The sequence below is a fragment of the Streptomyces asoensis genome, from assembly GCF_013085465.1.
Classification (GTDB): Bacteria; Actinomycetota; Actinomycetes; order Streptomycetales; family Streptomycetaceae; genus Streptomyces; species Streptomyces cacaoi_A.
Map to the genome: position 1 here is coordinate 9,024,460 of NZ_CP049838.1, position 14,484 is coordinate 9,038,943.

Consider the following 14,484-nt stretch of genomic DNA (forward strand, 5'->3'; position numbering starts at 1 on the left):
TGGCCCGATGCTAACCCCGCCGCCGACGCCCCACCTGTCCGCATTGGTCCGGGTCGGGGATTTTGTAGTCTGACGCCGTGCGCCTGCTGATGATGTCCGACACCCACCTCCCCAAGCGCGCCAAGGCGCTGCCCGCCCCGCTGCTCGACGAGCTCCCGCGCGCGGACGTGGTGATCCACGCCGGGGACTGGGTCGACACGGACACCCTCGACCTGCTGGAGAGCCGCAGCCGCCGGGTCGTCGGCGTGTACGGCAACAACGACGGGCCCGACCTGCGCGCCCGGCTGCCCGAGGTCGCCTTCGCCGAACTGGGCGGACTGCGCTTCGGGGTCGTCCACGAGACGGGCCCCGCCCAGGGCCGGGAGGCCCGCTGCGCCGCCCGCTTCCCCGACCTGGACGTCCTGGTCTTCGGCCACAGCCACATCCCCTGGGACACCACCGCCCCCGGCGGACCGCGTCTGCTCAACCCGGGTTCCCCGACCGACCGACGGCGTCAGCCGCACTGCACCTACCTGACCGCCACCGCGGCCGACGGCCGGCTCACCGATCTCGTCCTGCACCGGCTGCCACCGCGCCGGTGACAGAGAACCGGGCCGCGCCCGGCCGAGAGGGTCGGGGGCGGCCCGGAACTTGCGAGTGTGCGTTGCTTCAACGGACCTCCTTCCTTCGCGAGACGAAGGACAGAGGACATGCTTTCTGTCCGTTATGTGCGCCTACCCGGTCCGTGCGCGCTTCACACATCCTGCTTCGCACATCCTGGCGGGCGGCTCGGGAACAACCGGGGCGGAAGCGGGCCGGCCCGCCTCACTTCGCGCGGTGGATCGCCCCGGCCGTCGCGGTCAGCGGAGTCCCGCTGCCACCCCAGCGCAGCGCGACGATCTCGGCGGCCACCGACACCGCGACCTCCTCGGGCGTACGGGCCCCCAGGTCCAGCCCGACCGGTGAGCGCAGCCGGGCCAGCTCGGCGTCCGTGAGGCCGGCCTCGACGAGTCGCGCCCGGCGTTCGTCGTGGGTACGGCGGCTGCCCATCGCCCCGATGTACGCGGCCGGCCGGCGCAGCGCCACCTCCAGCAGTGGCACGTCGAACTTCGGGTCGTGGGTCAGCACGCAGATCGCCGTGCGGCCGTCGGTGTCCGTGCCGCGCAGATACCGGTGCGGCCACTCCACGACCACCTCGACGCCCGGCGGGAAACGCTTCGGGGTGGCGAAGACCGGCCGGGCGTCGCACACCGTGACCCGGTAGCCCAGGAAGTCGCCGACCCGGGCCACGGCGGCCGCGTAGTCGATCGCGCCGAACACCAGCATGCGCGGTGGCGGCGCGAAGGAGTGCAGGAACACCGCGACGGCGTCCTCCCGCCGCTGGCCGCGCGGCCCGTAGTGCCGGACGCCGGTGACGCCGAGGGCGAGCTCGCCGCGCGCGTCGGCCGTGACAGCCGCGTCCAGACCCTCCGTGCCCAGCGTGCCGGAGGTCCGGTCCGGCCAGACGGCGAGAGTGGCCCCGCGGGGCGCGGGACCGTCGGTCACCGTGGCCACCGTCACCGGCTCGCCCGCGGCGACCGACTCCGCGACGGCGCCGAACGACGGGTCGAGGCCGGGCGTGACCGGACGGACGAGCAGCGTGATCTCGCCGCCGCAGGTCAGCCCCACGGCGAAGGCGTCCTCGTCGCTGTAGCCGAAGGTCTCCAGCCGGGCCGCCCCGTCGGCCGCGACCTCCCGGGCCAGCTCGAACACCGCGCCCTCCACACAGCCCCCGGACACGCTGCCCACGACCTCGTCGTCCGGTCCCACCGCCATCGCCGCGCCCGGATCGCGCGGCGCGCTGCGGCTGACGGCGACCACGGTGGCGAGCCCGAACGGCGCACCGGCCGCGTACCACCTGTTCAGCACCGGGAGAATCTCGCGCACGATCGGTTCCCTTCCGGCCGTGACGGCCGAATCGGCCGTTTCCCCTGAACGGTAATCCGCAGCGGTGCTGCCCGCCGGTCCGCACCGCGAGGGACACCTGGTGAACCGGCGGAGTCTGGTTGCCAACTGGCTTGACGGGGAATGAACTTACTCGCGGGTCACAAGGTATTGACGGTGTCCGGAAATCACCGGACTGTAGTGGACATGCCGAATATCCGGGCACGTCTGCTCGCTGTTCTGGTGGTCCTCTGCGGACTCTGTGGCTTCCTGACGGTGGCGGGCTCCCCGACCGCCGGCGCGGCCACGCTCCCCGACTCCCTCTCCTTCGACGGCACGGCGCTCACCGTGTCGGGCGGCCGCTTCCTCGACGCCAACGGCCGCGAGGTCGTACTGCGCGGCTACAACGTCTCCGGCGAGACCAAGCTCGCGGAGAACAAGGGCCTGCCCTTCGCCTCCGTCGCCGACGCCCAGAAGTCCGCGACGGCCCTGCGCGCCCTCGGCGGCGGCAACTCCGTCCGCTTCCTGCTCTCCTGGGCCTACGCCGAACCGGCGAAGGGCCAGGTCGACACCACCTACCTGGCCGCCGCCACCGCACAGATGCGCGCCTTCCTGGACGCGGGCATCCGGGTCTACCCCGACTTCCACCAGGACCTCTACTCCCGCTACCTGTTCAACTCGGGCAGCTGGTACACCGGCGACGGCGCCCCCGCGTGGGCGGTGGCACTCGGCGGCTACCCCGCCGAGTCCTGCGGCATCTGCTTCCTCTGGGGCCAGAACATCACCCAGAACGGCGCGGTGAAGGCCGCCCAGTACGACTTCTGGCACAACAACCACGGCCTCCAGGACTACTTCCTGGCCACCGCCCAGAAGACCATGGCGTACATCAGGACGAACCTCACCACCGAGGAGTTCGCCGGCGTCCTGGGCTTCGACCCCTACAACGAGCCCTACGCCGGCACCTACGACTCCGGCCAGGCCAGCCGCACCTGGGAACGTGACCTGCTGTGGCCCTTCTACGTGAAGTTCCGGGCCCGGATGGACGCGGCCGGCTGGACCGACAAGCCCGCCTTCGTCGAGCCGAACCTCTTCTGGAACGGCAACGTCAGCAAGGAGGAGGGCGGCCTCCTCGACGCGGGCACGCTCGGCTCCCGCTACGTCTTCAACACCCACTTCTACGACCAGAAGGCCATCTCCGGCGTCCTGATGTGGGGCAACGCGGAGGACGGCCAGTACGTGACCGACTTCGGCAACGTCCGCGACCGCGCGTCGGCGGCCGGGACGACGGCGATCGTCAGCGAGTTCGGCCACCCCCTGAACGGCACGACCGCCGGCAAGGCGCCGACCGTCCTGAAGGCGATGTACCAGGCCCTCGACTCCCGCGTGAAGGGCGCCAATTGGTGGACCACCCCGGCGACCTCGGGTCCGGTCCTGTCCGGTTCGCAGTGGCAGTGGGACATCTACAACGGCCGCCACCACGAGCTGATGAACGGCAACGCCGACAAGGTGCTCACGACCGGCGACGCCTGGAACGACGAGGACCTCTCCGCCGTACGCCTGGACGACAGCGGCACGGCGACCCTCCGTCAGGACGCCCGGCTGCTCGACCGGATCTACCCGAGCGCCACCTCCGGCACGACCGTCGCCTTCACCTATGAGGACCGCTCCCGCGACGGCTCCACCACCCTCACCTGGAATCCGGTCCCCAGCTCCCTGCCCAACACGAAACAGCTCGTCGGCTCCGGCCAGTACGGACTGCTGGTGTGGCGCTCGAACGGCGGCACGGCACCCACCGATCTGCATCTGCCGGCCTCCTTCCCGACCGCCACGACGACCGTCGTCTCCGACCTCGGCACGGTGTACGCCCCGCCCGCGTACACGACGACCACGAAGATCGCCGCGGCCGCCGAACCGGGCGGCACGGGCAGCCGGCGCCTGCTGCTCAGCGCGCCGGACTCGGGCACCGTGCACTACGCACTGGTCACCAACGGGGCGACCGCGCCGTCCGCGACCCTGCTGGCCGCCGCCCGCACGGAGCTGTCGGCGTGGGTGACCCAGAAGGTGGGGTAGCCCCGCCGGGCACGACAGCACGACAGCAGGGGTGGGTGGCGGTCACCGCCACCCACCCCTGCTGGCCGAGAAGCCGTCAGCCGGCGCCTGTTCCGCTCCAGTCCGCCGCGACATGGCCGATCCGGACCCGCTGCGGATGGTCGCCCACCGGCACCGACACGACCTTCTGCCCGGTGGCGAAGTCGATCGCCGTCACCTGGTCGGCGCCGCTCTCGGAGATGACACAGCTCCGGCCGTCACCGCTGACCGTGGCCCAGTAGGGCTTGGAGGCGGAGACCAGCGGGCCCTCCTGGAGGGTGGCGCGGTCGACGACCGTCGCGTAGTCGTCCATCGTGCCCGCCACGCACAGCTTGCCGCCGTCGGGGCTCATCGAGATGCCGTGGTGGCGCGAGTCGTTGACGAACGTGGTGCGGTCGTCGCTGGTCGCCGGGTTCTTCGGCAGGGTCTTCGTCCGGGTGATGCGGTCCGTGGCGAGGTCGTACTCGAAGAAGCCGTTGAAGAACGAGACCTGGAAGTACAGCTTGGACTCGTCCGGTGAGAAGACCGCCGGACGCACCGCGTCCGAGTAGTCCGTGAGGCCGATCGCGTCCAGCTGCTGCCGCATGTCGATGACCCTGACCTGCTGGAACGTGGTCGCGTCGACGACGGTGATGCGCCGGTCGCCCTTCGTGAAGTCCTGCCACGGGGCGTCCTGCGAGGTGTTCACGTCGCCGATCGACATGTTGTAGATGTACTTGCCGTCCTTGGTGAAGATGTTCTCGTGCGGCTTGTCGCCGGTCTTGAACGAGCCCAGCTGCCGGCCGGTGGTGATGTTGAGGACGTGCACGGTGTTCGAGATCGACGCGGAGACCGCGACCCGGGTGCCGTCGGGCGAGACGGCCATGTGGTCGGAGCGGTAACCGGACACCGGGAAGCGCCAGTTGATGTTCCCGGTGGCCAGGTCGATGGAGACGACATCGGCGAAGCTGGGCCGGGAGACGACCACCGAGGTGCCGTCCGGCGTGGTGTACATGTCGTCGACGAACTGGTCGTGACCCTCGCCGACACCGTTGCGGATGGCCTGGAAGTAGATCCACTTGATCGGGTCGGCGTTGATCTCCGCCATCCGGGCGCTCTTGTCGGGGATCACGTTGATCCGGCCGACCTTGGCGAAGTCGCCGCTGGACCTGATGACGTCCGCGGTGCCCTCCCAGTTGTTGCCGACGAAGAGCACCTCGCGCAGTGCGGCGGCGGTCGAGGCGTCGGAGACGGCGGTGGCGGCGGTGGCGGCGGTGGCGGGGGCGGTGACGGTCAGGACGAGGGCGGCTGCTACGGAGCAAAGGTGCCTGGAACTGAAGGCAGGCATGGCTGCTCTCTCCTCTGGGGGCGAAAGGTGTGGGGGCAGGGCGGAAGAGGTCCGCCCGATCTGAACACGGATGCATTCAGATTTTCCTTACTGGAAAGTAAGGAAGGGGGGCCCTTCGCCACAAGACTCCGTACACGACAAAATCGGCGGTGGGGGAGCACGGAACGACGAGGGAGGGTCAGTGGCGGGCAGGCTCAGGGCGCCGACCGGCCGGTACGGCGGCAAGTCCGCCGAGCAGCGGCAGGTCGAGCGACGCGGGAGATTCCTGGAGGCGGCGCTGCGGTTGTTCGGGGACGTCCCCGGCTACCGCGGCACCACGGTCGCGGCGCTCAGCGAGGCCGCCGGCCTGTCGACCCGCCAGTTCTATGAGGAGTTCCGCACCCTCGAGGACGTCCTGGCGGCGCTGCACCTCCAGGTCAACGACTGGGCCGAGGAGGCGGTCCTGGCCGCCTTCGCCGCCGCCCAGGACACACCGCTCGTCGAGCGGGTCACCGCGATCTTCCGCGCCTACGCGGCCGACGTGACCTCCGACCCGCGCCGCATCCGGATCACCTTCGTGGAGATCGTCGGGGTCAGCCCCCGGCTGGAGGAACAGCGACTGGCCCGCCGCGCCCGCTGGGTCGACCTCATCTGCGCCGAGGCGTCGGCGGCCGCCGCCCGCGGCGAGGCGGCCCCCCGCGACTACCGCCTCGCGGCGACGGCCTTCATCGGCAGTGTCAACGGCCTTCTCCACGACTGGAGCGCCGGGTGGGTGGACGCGACCCTGGACGAGGTGGTCGACGAACTCGTGCGCCAACTGCTGGGCATCCTGCGGCCGTCGGGGTGGGTGCGGCAGCCATCCTGAACGGCATCGGGGACGACGGGGGGCTGGGCGAGTTGCAGGACGACGAGGACCGGGAACTGCCGGCGCCCGGTCTGGACGACGAGGGGGAGCGGGCGGCCTACGCACGGGCTCTGGAGAGGAGCCTGACGAAGGCTCCCGGCTCGGCCGACGAACCCTCGACTGTCTCAAGCGCTCAGGTGGCGATCCGTCTGGACCGGCGCCCCGGGGCGTTCCGGCAGGACGTCATGAGGGCGATGAGGCTGCGGGAGAACGTCGCCCGAGTGCGGCGCGCGCCGCTGTACCAGCAGGCACTGCTGCGCTACGAGGACGCGCGCGACAGGCTGGACGAGGCCGAGGACCGCATCACGCCGCTGCTGCCCCGCCTGACCCGGGACGTGCCGTTGGCCGTGGCCGCCCTGTCCTTGACGGCCCCGGTCGTTCTCTGGGCGACCGGGAGCGGCTGGTGGCCCGCCGGGCTCGGCGTCGCACTGACCGCCCTCGGCGGGGCCCTGTGGCGACCGGAGTCACGCGGTCGGGTACGGGCTTTCGTCATCCTGGTCTTCGCGCTGACGTCGAGGGCCGTGCGGGTGCGGGCGGTACGGAACCGGACCGCCGAACTCACACATGTCGCCGCGCGGGACGTCATGCCCCCGGTGGTGCAGAACGTGGTCTCGGAACTCCTCGGTGAGGATCCCGACTGTCTGCTTGTCGCCACGGAGTACGAGGGCATCAGAGACCACCGTGACCAACGGTATGTGGTCGACAACCAGGCCATGGCGGAGATCCGTCAGAAGCTCGACGCCCTGGTCGACGGGACCATCGCCGTGTGCGGACCACGCGGCTCCGGGAAGTCGACCCTGCTCGCCACGTGCGGCGACACGCACGACCTGAAGGTCTCCGTACAGGCGCCCGCCTCCTACGCGCCTCTGGAGTTCCTCACCTCGCTCTTCGTCGTCCTGTGCGAGACCTACCTGACGGACCACGGGTACGGCTTTCCCGAGTTCCGCCGCCTCAGCCCGCTGCGCACCGGGCTGCGCAGGCTCGGCGCGGCGGTACGGGCGCTCGCTCGAAGCCTCCTCGTCGGCCTGCTGGCACTCGGGCTGTTCCTGGTGGGTGTCTTCGCCGCTACGCGCGACTTCGTCGAGCACCACTCCGGAGCGCTCGCGCGAGCCGGCGACGACACGGCGGAACGGCTGCGGGACGGCCTGGTGGCCGTCCTGGAGGGCAGGCGGCCGTGGCAGGCGCTGTCTGCCGTCGTCCTCGGCTTTCTGGTCTGGAAGTACGTCAGGAGGTGGCGGTTCAGCGGCTTCACCAGCGTCGTGCGCCAGGTCCTTCTCGCGCCGGTCGGCCGGTTGCTGATGGTGCTGGGGCTGGTGACCGTGTGGTCGCCGAGGCCGCTGATCGCCTGGTTCGAGGACTGGCGCCACGACGAACCGGCCGTCTACTACCCCACGATGGCGGTCGTCGGGGTGCTCGCCGCCATCGCCGTCTGGCTGGTGGTCACGCCCTTCTGGGAATACGTGCGCGGGACCACCGCGCGGGTCGCGGCCCTGGTCTTCGTCCTCGGGTTCGCAGAGGTGTTCGTCGACGACCGGATGCGGCACGCGGCCTTCGGATGGGATCTGTCGCAACGAGTGGCCCTGATCTCCCTGGGCGCCATCATGATCAGGGCGTCCCGGTGGAGGCGCGGAAAGCGGGAGCCGACCCTGGCCAGACGGTGCCGGGACCACCTCTACCGGCTCCAGACGGTCCAGAGCGTGACATACGGCGCGAGCGGGGCCCCGGCAGGTGGGCTGCTCAGCCTGGGGTCCACCTACGGCACCTCGTTCACCGCGTCCCCCCTCACCCTGCCCGAGCTCGTCCAGCAGCTGAGGCGCACCCTGGCCGAAGCAGCCGCGGAACTGCGGCCGCAGCGACGGCGCCTGGTGGTCACCATCGACGAGATCGACCGTCTCGGATCCACCGCCAAGGCACTGGAGTTCCTCGGGGAGATCAAGGCCATCCTGGGTGTCACCGGCGTGCACTTCCTGATCTCGGTGTCGGAGGACGTCGGGGCGGCGTTCGTCCGGCGGGGACTGCCCGGACGAGATGTCGCGGACAGCACGTTCGACGACGTCGTCCATGTGCGGCCGTGCTCGTTGGAGGAGTCGAAGCGCATCCTGGGCCAGCGTGCCGCCGGTGTCTCGGAGCCGTTCGTGGCGCTCGCCCACGCCCTGTCCGGCGGTGTGCCGCGGGACCTGATCCGGTACTCCCGCGAGATGGTGTCACTGCGCGAGAGCAGGGGGGAGGTCGAATTGCGGAACATCGCCGCCTGGCTCGTCACCCGTGCGATGCGGGAGACGGTCGACGCCTTCAGGGCCGGGGTGAAGGAGGGCGCCCTCCCCACCCGGAGTACGGACGTGGTCTTCGGGGCGACCAGACGGCTGGCGGAATTCCTGCACGCCGACTGCCTGTGCGAACTCGACAGAATGCGAGGGCACATCGGCCGGTTCGCGCGGTGGGCGGACGGTCCCGGCGGTGTCGAACTGCGGGCAGACCTGCCCGCCGACGCCCTGGAGCGTCTGGAGGAGGCCGCCGCCTACGCCTACTTCTGCGTCACCCTCCTCGATGTGTTCGCGGCGCCGGGGTTCGAGCGCCGCCGTACGCAGGCGCACGTGCACAGACCGGACGGAAGCCTCGAGCGGCTGGCGGTCGTGCGGGGGGAACTTTCTCTCTCGCCGCACAGCGCCCGTCGGCTCCTCGACGACACCAGGGCGGCCTGGGGGCTGCCGCACGTGCCTGCTCCCGACCTGCCGGAGATCGTCGAGACCGCGCGCAGGTCCTGCCCGCACTACGCCGACTGAGGCCGCCGGTCACCTCTCTCCCAGCCGGCCCACCACATCCACCACCTGTCCCACTCCGTCCTCCTCGCGCACCCGCACACCCAACTCCCTTGCACGTAGGGAGAATTCAGGTTCCCGGGTGACCCGCAGAAGCGCGGCCGTCAGTGTCTGCGCCGTCAGTCGACGCAGCGGCAACGAGTTCGGTGCCACGCCGAGGTCGACCAGGCGGTCGGCCCAGAAGGGCTCGTCGAACTGGATCGGTACCGGCACGGCGGGGACCCCGGCCCGTACGCCCGCCGCCGTGGTGCCCGCCCCGCAGTGGTGGACCACCGCGGCCGTCTCCGGGAACAGCAACGAGTGCGGGACGTCGTCGACGGTCAGCATGTCGTCGCCGTCGACCGCGAGGCCCGCCCAGCCGCGCTGGATCACCCCGCGCAGCCCCGCCCGCCGCAGCGCCCGGACGATCTCGGCGCTCAGTCGCCGCGGGTCGGGCACGGTCGCGCTGCCCAGCCCGACGAAGACCGGCGGCGGCCCGGCGTCGAGGAACTCCCGCAGGGCGGGCGGGAGCCGGGTCTCCCGGTCGTACGGCCACCAGTACCCGGTGACGTCCAGCTCCGCCCGCCAGTCGCGGGGCCGGGGCACCACCAGCAGGCTGAAACCGTGCAGGACCGGCCAGCCGCGCCGGGCCCGGCGCGGCTGGCCGGTGCCCGGACGGCGTACGGCGGGCAGCCCCAGCCGGGCCCGTAGCGTCGGCACGACCGGCGCGAAGATCTGCTCGACGGCCAGCCCGACACCGTGCCCGGCGAGCCGGTTGCCGACCGCTCCCCATGAGCCGCCGCCCAGCAGCGGCGGCGCGAACTCCCTGGTGGGGGCGACGGGTTGGAGGTAGAGGCCGAGGCTCGGCAGGGACAGCCCCGCGGCGATGGTGTGCCCCAGCGGCGCCACCGAGGCGGACAGCAGCAGGACGTCGCTCGCCTGCGCGGCGGTCAGGAGGTCGTCGGTCATCCGCCCCACCAGTGACCGCGCCATGCGGGCCACCCGCAGCAGCTTGCCCGGGCCGGTGGTGCTGCGGTGCAGCCCCCGGCCCCGCTCGGACTCCAGCTCCGCCCGTGGATCCACCGGCAGGGCGTGGAAGCCCACCCCCGAGCCCGCCACCAGCGGCGCGAACCGCGCGTGGGTGACCAGGGTGACCTCGTGCCCCGCCCGCACCAGGCCATGGCCCAGTCCCGTGAAGGGCGCCACGTCACCCCGGGATCCCGCTGTCATGATCGCCACTCGCACGACGGACAGTATGGGGGCGGGGCGCCCGGTCCGGGTGAACGACCCTACGAAAGCGGCCACTTCCTCATTGAGAGCGGTCACATCACTTCTGTCGCAGCCGTTGACTTCACTCTCCGGCGGCTCTACTTTCGGCGCGCAACGCGTTCGGTTTGCCGACCCTTGTTCGATATTTCGAAGCTTGGAGCCGCCGTATGTTTCCCCCACCCCCCGCGCACCCGGTCCGGCGCTGGAGATCCGCCGCCGCACGGGTACTCGCCCTGCTGCTGACGGTGACCGCCGCCCTGCTGTTCGCCCAGCCCGGCCCGGCCCAGGCGGCGACCTCGCGGCAGATCGCCGTGCCCACCGCCCCGATGGGCTGGGCCTCCTGGAACAGCTTCGCCGCGAAGATCGACTACAACGTCATCAAGCAGCAGGTCGACGCGTTCGTCGCCGCGGGCCTGCCGGCGGCCGGATACAAGTACATCAACATCGACGAGGGCTGGTGGCAGGGCACCCGCGACAGCGCGGGCAACATCACCGTCGACACGGCCGAGTGGCCCGGCGGCATGAGCGCCATCGCCGACTACATCCACAGCAAGGGCCTCAAGGCCGGCATCTACACGGACGCCGGCAAGGACGGCTGCGGCTACTACTACCCGACCGGCCGCCCCGCCGCCCCGGGCAGCGGCAGCGAGGGCCACTACGACCAGGACATGCTCCAGTTCTCGCAGTGGGGCTTCGACTTCGTGAAGGTCGACTGGTGCGGCGGTGACGCCGAGGGCCTCGACGCGGCGACGGCGTACACCGCGATCAGCGGCGCCGTCACGAAGGCGACGGCCGCCACCGGCCGCCCGCTCACCCTCTCCATCTGCAACTGGGGCTACCAGAACACCTGGAACTGGGCTCCCGGCCTCGCCCCGATGTTCCGGACCAGCACCGACATCATCTACTACGGCAACAACCCGTCGATGACGAACCTGCTGTCCAACTTCGACCAGGGCCTGCACCCCACCGCCCAGCACACCGGCTACTACAACGACCCGGACATGCTGATGGTCGGCATGACCGGCTTCACCGCCGCCCAGAACCGCACCCACATGAACCTGTGGGCGGTCTCCGGCGCCCCGCTCCTCGCCGGCAACGACCTGACCACGATGACCACGGAGACGGCGAACATCCTCAAGAACCCCGAGGTCATCGCCGTCGACCAGGACACGCGCGGCCTCCAGGGCGTCAAGGTCGCCGAGGACACCACCGGGGCGCAGGTGTACGGCAAGGTCCTCGCCGGCAGCGGCAAGCGTGCCGTCGTCCTGCTCAACCGCACCTCCGCCGCCCAGAACATCACCGTCCGCTGGTCCGACCTGGGTCTGACCAACGCCTCCGCCACCGTCCGTGACCTGTGGGCCCGCGCCGACGTCGGCACGTACTCCACGAGCTACACGGCGAGCGTCCCGGCGGGCGGCTCGGTCATGCTCACCGTCACCGGCGGCACCGAGGCGTCGGGCAGCACGTACACCGGCACGTCCAGCTTCTCCGGCGTGGTCGCCGGGAACACCGGCCTGAAGGTCGTCGACGTCGCCTACACCAACACCGCCTCCACCGCCCGTACCGCGACGCTGAAGGTGAACGGCCAGACCGCGACGACGGTCTCCTTCCCGCCGACGGGCTCCACACAGGGCACGATCACCCTCCAGGTGGCCCTGTCGAAGGGCTCGGCCAACACGCTCGCCTTCACCGGCGCCCCGACCCTCGCCGACATCACGGTCAAGCCCCTCGCCGGCGCGAACGGCGCCCTCGTCGTCGGCAAGCAGTCCGGCCGCTGCCTGGACCTGTACAACAGCACCATCACCAACGGCACCCAGGCCGAGCTGTGGGACTGCAACGGCGGGTCCAACCAGGCCTGGACGTACACCTCCCGCAAGGAACTCGTGGTGTACGGGAACAAGTGCCTGGACGCCTACAACCTCGGTACCACCAACGGCACCAAGGTCGTCATCTGGGACTGCAACGGCCAGAACAACCAGAAGTGGAACGTCAACAGCGACGGCACGATCACCAACGTCAACGCGGGGCTGTGCCTCGACGCGAACGGGGCGGGCACGGCCAACCGCACCCCGATCGTGCTCTGGACCTGCGGCACCGCCGACAACCAGAAGTGGACGCTGACCTGACCCTCCGGGCGGGGGCCCGACCCACGGGTCGGGCCCCCGCCACCCCCCGGGGCAGTGGCGGCCGAGGGCCGTGGCGGGGAACCGGCCGGGCGTTTCCCGTGTCTGTCGACATGCCGGACCAGTCGACGCGCGGGACCAGGGGGGACCATGTCGGACACCAGCGAGGCCGAACCGGTCAGGAGCGGGGGCGGGCGCGTCCGGCGCGTGGTGTTCCGCCTCGTCATGGCCGTCCTGATCCTGCTGCTCGCCGGGCGCACCTACCAGGAGACGGCCGTCGCACTCGCCCGGTCGGAGGGATCCCTGCACACCGCCGCGGCGAGCGTGACGGAGCTGACCTCGCACACGGTGTCCGGATACTCGGGCGGCGGTCAGGACGGCGGCAGCGGTGAGTACTTCACCCACACCGAGTACACCGTCCGACTCGCCCTGGGCGAAGGGCAGAAGAGGGTCGACAAGGTCGCGGACCAGGTCGGGCAGGACCTCTGGGAGGGCAAGCGGGTCGTGGTCGGCCTGTGGCACGGCCGGGTCGTGGAGATCGACGGCCAGGACGTGTGGCCCGGCTGGCACTTCGGGACTCTGGACGTGACGCTGATCGTGCTGGCCCCGTTGACGACGGCCTGTTTGATCTCCCTAGCCGTGTCCGCCGCCGCCCTTCTGGCCGCCCGGACGGGCCGGGTCCGGGCGGGACGCGACGACCGCTTCGGGCCCTGCGCGCTCGGGTCGGCCGTCGCCATGGCGACGCTGCTCGCGCTCCTCGTCCTCGCGGCCTTCGGGCACGTCCTCGCGTACTGGCCCGTCGTTCCCGTCTGCGCCGGTACGGCGGTGGCGCTGGCGAGGCTGAGCGCGGTGATCCGGCGCCTCGGGCGTATCGCCGCCGAGGACACCCCGGCCGGTGCGGGGAGCGAGTCGGCGCGGGCCTGAGGCCGGCTCTGCCACGGCGGGCCGATCGCCAGCGCCCACGAGAGCGGCGACCGGCGGCGCATGCGCGTACGGCTCACCGGCGCCGGCCACACCGCGTTCCGACGGCGACCGGCGTCGGACGGCGACCGGCGTCGGACGACGCGGGCGGGCCCGTACTGCTCGCAGCGCTGTCCGCAGCAGAGCGACGGAGACCAGCCGACCTGCCGCGGAAACCGGTGCCGGCAGCGGAGACCGGGACCGACGCGACCGCCCCCGCCCGGCCCGCACCGAAAAGGTCCAGGTCAGCCGGGAGGTGACCTGGACCCCTGCGGTCTTCCTCCCTACTCGTCCCATGCCTGGATCATGGTCTGCTCGACGATCTTGCCGTCCCGCAACGTGATCATCGACTCGGCGAGGACGCGCACGCCGTCGCTGTACCGGCAGGACTCGCTGAAAGCGGCGCGGTCACCCTGGACGATGCACTCCTCCAGCTTGTGGGTCATGTCCCGGCTGTAGACGTCGTCGAGCATCCGGCCGATCTCGTCCCGGCCGTGCAGCACCTTGGGCCGGCTGGGCTGGGTGTTGTGGTCGATGACGCGTATCTCCGCGTCGTCGGCGTAGAGCGACAGCAGTGTCGCCGCGGTCTGTTCCTCAATGCCTCTGCGCAGAGTGTCGGTGTCGAACGCGGAGCCTGCGGCGGTGCCCATGGTGACCTCCTCCGAGGGCCGCGGCCGAGGGGAGGTCGGGCCGCCCGACCCTCACCTTCGAGGCTCCTCCGGCAGGCCGGGCTCGGCAAGCGCAGCCGGTCACCTCCGCCTGTCGGGTGAGCGCCGGCGCCCACCCGTGTCCGCGAGGGCGTCCGTGGCGTTGCTGAGGGCATGATCTCCACTCGACGCATCGCCGCAATCGCCGCACTCGCCGCCGGGGTCACGGGCCTCGCGGCGCCCCTGGCGAGCGCGGCCGAAGCCCCGGCCACCGGCCAACTCAACCCCATGACCGTGCTGGACTCGGTCGCCACGAGCCAGATTCCCGCGGAGTACCGGGCCGACCTCCCGCCGGTGTCCAGGCAGCTGGGCGAGCTCAACAAGGTCGGCGGGCTCGAGAAGCTGAACGAGCTGCACCAGGTCACCGACCTCGTCGCTCCCGTGACCGGGCTGCTGCCCGCGATCGGCTGAGCGTCTCACCTCGCCC

11 protein-coding genes are annotated in these 14,484 nt (G+C 71.3%); 7 read left to right on the forward strand and 4 right to left on the reverse strand.

Annotated elements, in window-relative coordinates; genetic code table 11:
- Positions 1-77 precede the first annotated feature (77 nt).
- Positions 78-581 carry a metallophosphoesterase family protein gene (locus G9272_RS40140; protein ID WP_171401125.1) on the forward strand — a complete coding sequence of 168 codons (504 nt, stop codon included), beginning with the start codon at positions 78-80 and terminating at the stop codon, positions 579-581.
- Positions 582-804: 223 nt separating this feature from the next.
- Here G9272_RS40140 and G9272_RS40145 read toward each other — a convergent pair whose 3' ends face one another.
- Entirely contained in the window at positions 805-1,905 is a 1,101-nt protein-coding gene (locus tag G9272_RS40145) for an XdhC family protein (RefSeq protein ID WP_171401126.1), read from the reverse strand.
- Positions 1,906-2,109: 204 nt separating this feature from the next.
- Here G9272_RS40145 and G9272_RS40150 point away from each other — a divergent pair, with 204 nt between their 5' ends.
- Positions 2,110-3,972, forward strand: a complete 1,863-nt coding sequence (locus tag G9272_RS40150) for a cellulase family glycosylhydrolase (RefSeq protein WP_171401127.1) — start codon at positions 2,110-2,112, stop codon at positions 3,970-3,972.
- Between the two features lie 76 nt (positions 3,973-4,048).
- Here G9272_RS40150 and G9272_RS40155 read toward each other — a convergent pair whose 3' ends face one another.
- Complete coding sequence (locus tag G9272_RS40155) at positions 4,049-5,317, reverse strand: YncE family protein (RefSeq protein WP_171401128.1); 1,269 nt, start codon at positions 5,315-5,317, stop codon at positions 4,049-4,051.
- Between the two features lie 181 nt (positions 5,318-5,498).
- Between G9272_RS40155 and G9272_RS40160 the strand changes: the two genes are divergently transcribed.
- Complete coding sequence (locus tag G9272_RS40160) at positions 5,499-6,161, forward strand: TetR/AcrR family transcriptional regulator (protein ID WP_171401129.1); 663 nt, start codon at positions 5,499-5,501, stop codon at positions 6,159-6,161.
- A complete protein-coding gene (locus tag G9272_RS40165) occupies positions 6,140-8,983 on the forward strand; it encodes a P-loop NTPase fold protein (RefSeq protein WP_171401130.1) in 2,844 nt (947 codons plus the stop codon). The genes G9272_RS40160 and G9272_RS40165 overlap by 22 nt, the downstream gene beginning before the upstream one ends.
- A gap of 9 nt (positions 8,984-8,992) precedes the next feature.
- Here the strand turns inward: G9272_RS40165 and G9272_RS40170 are convergent, their stop codons facing one another.
- Entirely contained in the window at positions 8,993-10,228 is a 1,236-nt protein-coding gene (locus G9272_RS40170) for a glycosyltransferase (RefSeq protein WP_171401131.1), read from the reverse strand.
- A 206-nt stretch (positions 10,229-10,434) separates the two neighbouring features.
- On the opposite strand from G9272_RS40170, the gene G9272_RS40175 reads away from it, so the two are divergent.
- On the forward strand, positions 10,435-12,393 hold the full coding sequence (locus G9272_RS40175) for an RICIN domain-containing protein (protein WP_171401132.1): 1,959 nt from the start codon (positions 10,435-10,437) through the stop codon (positions 12,391-12,393).
- A 147-nt stretch (positions 12,394-12,540) separates the two neighbouring features.
- On the forward strand, positions 12,541-13,314 hold the full coding sequence (locus G9272_RS40180) for a hypothetical protein (protein WP_171401133.1): 774 nt from the start codon (positions 12,541-12,543) through the stop codon (positions 13,312-13,314).
- A gap of 320 nt (positions 13,315-13,634) precedes the next feature.
- Here G9272_RS40180 and G9272_RS40185 read toward each other — a convergent pair whose 3' ends face one another.
- Positions 13,635-14,000 carry a nuclear transport factor 2 family protein gene (locus G9272_RS40185; protein WP_171401134.1) on the reverse strand — a complete coding sequence of 122 codons (366 nt, stop codon included), beginning with the start codon at positions 13,998-14,000 and terminating at the stop codon, positions 13,635-13,637.
- Positions 14,001-14,171: 171 nt separating this feature from the next.
- Between G9272_RS40185 and G9272_RS40190 the strand changes: the two genes are divergently transcribed.
- Positions 14,172-14,468: a hypothetical protein gene (locus tag G9272_RS40190; protein WP_171401135.1), complete on the forward strand. Its 297-nt coding sequence runs from the start codon at positions 14,172-14,174 to the stop codon at positions 14,466-14,468.
- Positions 14,469-14,484 lie beyond the last annotated feature (16 nt).

Excerpts from the sequence above, each read along its gene's own strand:
- G9272_RS40170 (WP_171401131.1), bottom strand. The coding sequence starts at position 10,228 with ATGACAGCGGGATCCCGGGGTGACGTGGCGCCCTTCACGGGACTGGGC.
- G9272_RS40180 (WP_171401133.1), top strand. The coding sequence starts at position 12,541 with ATGTCGGACACCAGCGAGGCCGAACCGGTCAGGAGCGGGGGCGGGCGC.
- G9272_RS40155 (WP_171401128.1), bottom strand. The coding sequence starts at position 5,317 with ATGCCTGCCTTCAGTTCCAGGCACCTTTGCTCCGTAGCAGCCGCCCTC.
- G9272_RS40150 (WP_171401127.1), top strand. The coding sequence starts at position 2,110 with ATGCCGAATATCCGGGCACGTCTGCTCGCTGTTCTGGTGGTCCTCTGC.
- G9272_RS40175 (WP_171401132.1), top strand. The coding sequence starts at position 10,435 with ATGTTTCCCCCACCCCCCGCGCACCCGGTCCGGCGCTGGAGATCCGCC.
- G9272_RS40185 (WP_171401134.1), bottom strand. The coding sequence starts at position 14,000 with ATGGGCACCGCCGCAGGCTCCGCGTTCGACACCGACACTCTGCGCAGA.
- G9272_RS40190 (WP_171401135.1), top strand. The coding sequence starts at position 14,172 with ATGATCTCCACTCGACGCATCGCCGCAATCGCCGCACTCGCCGCCGGG.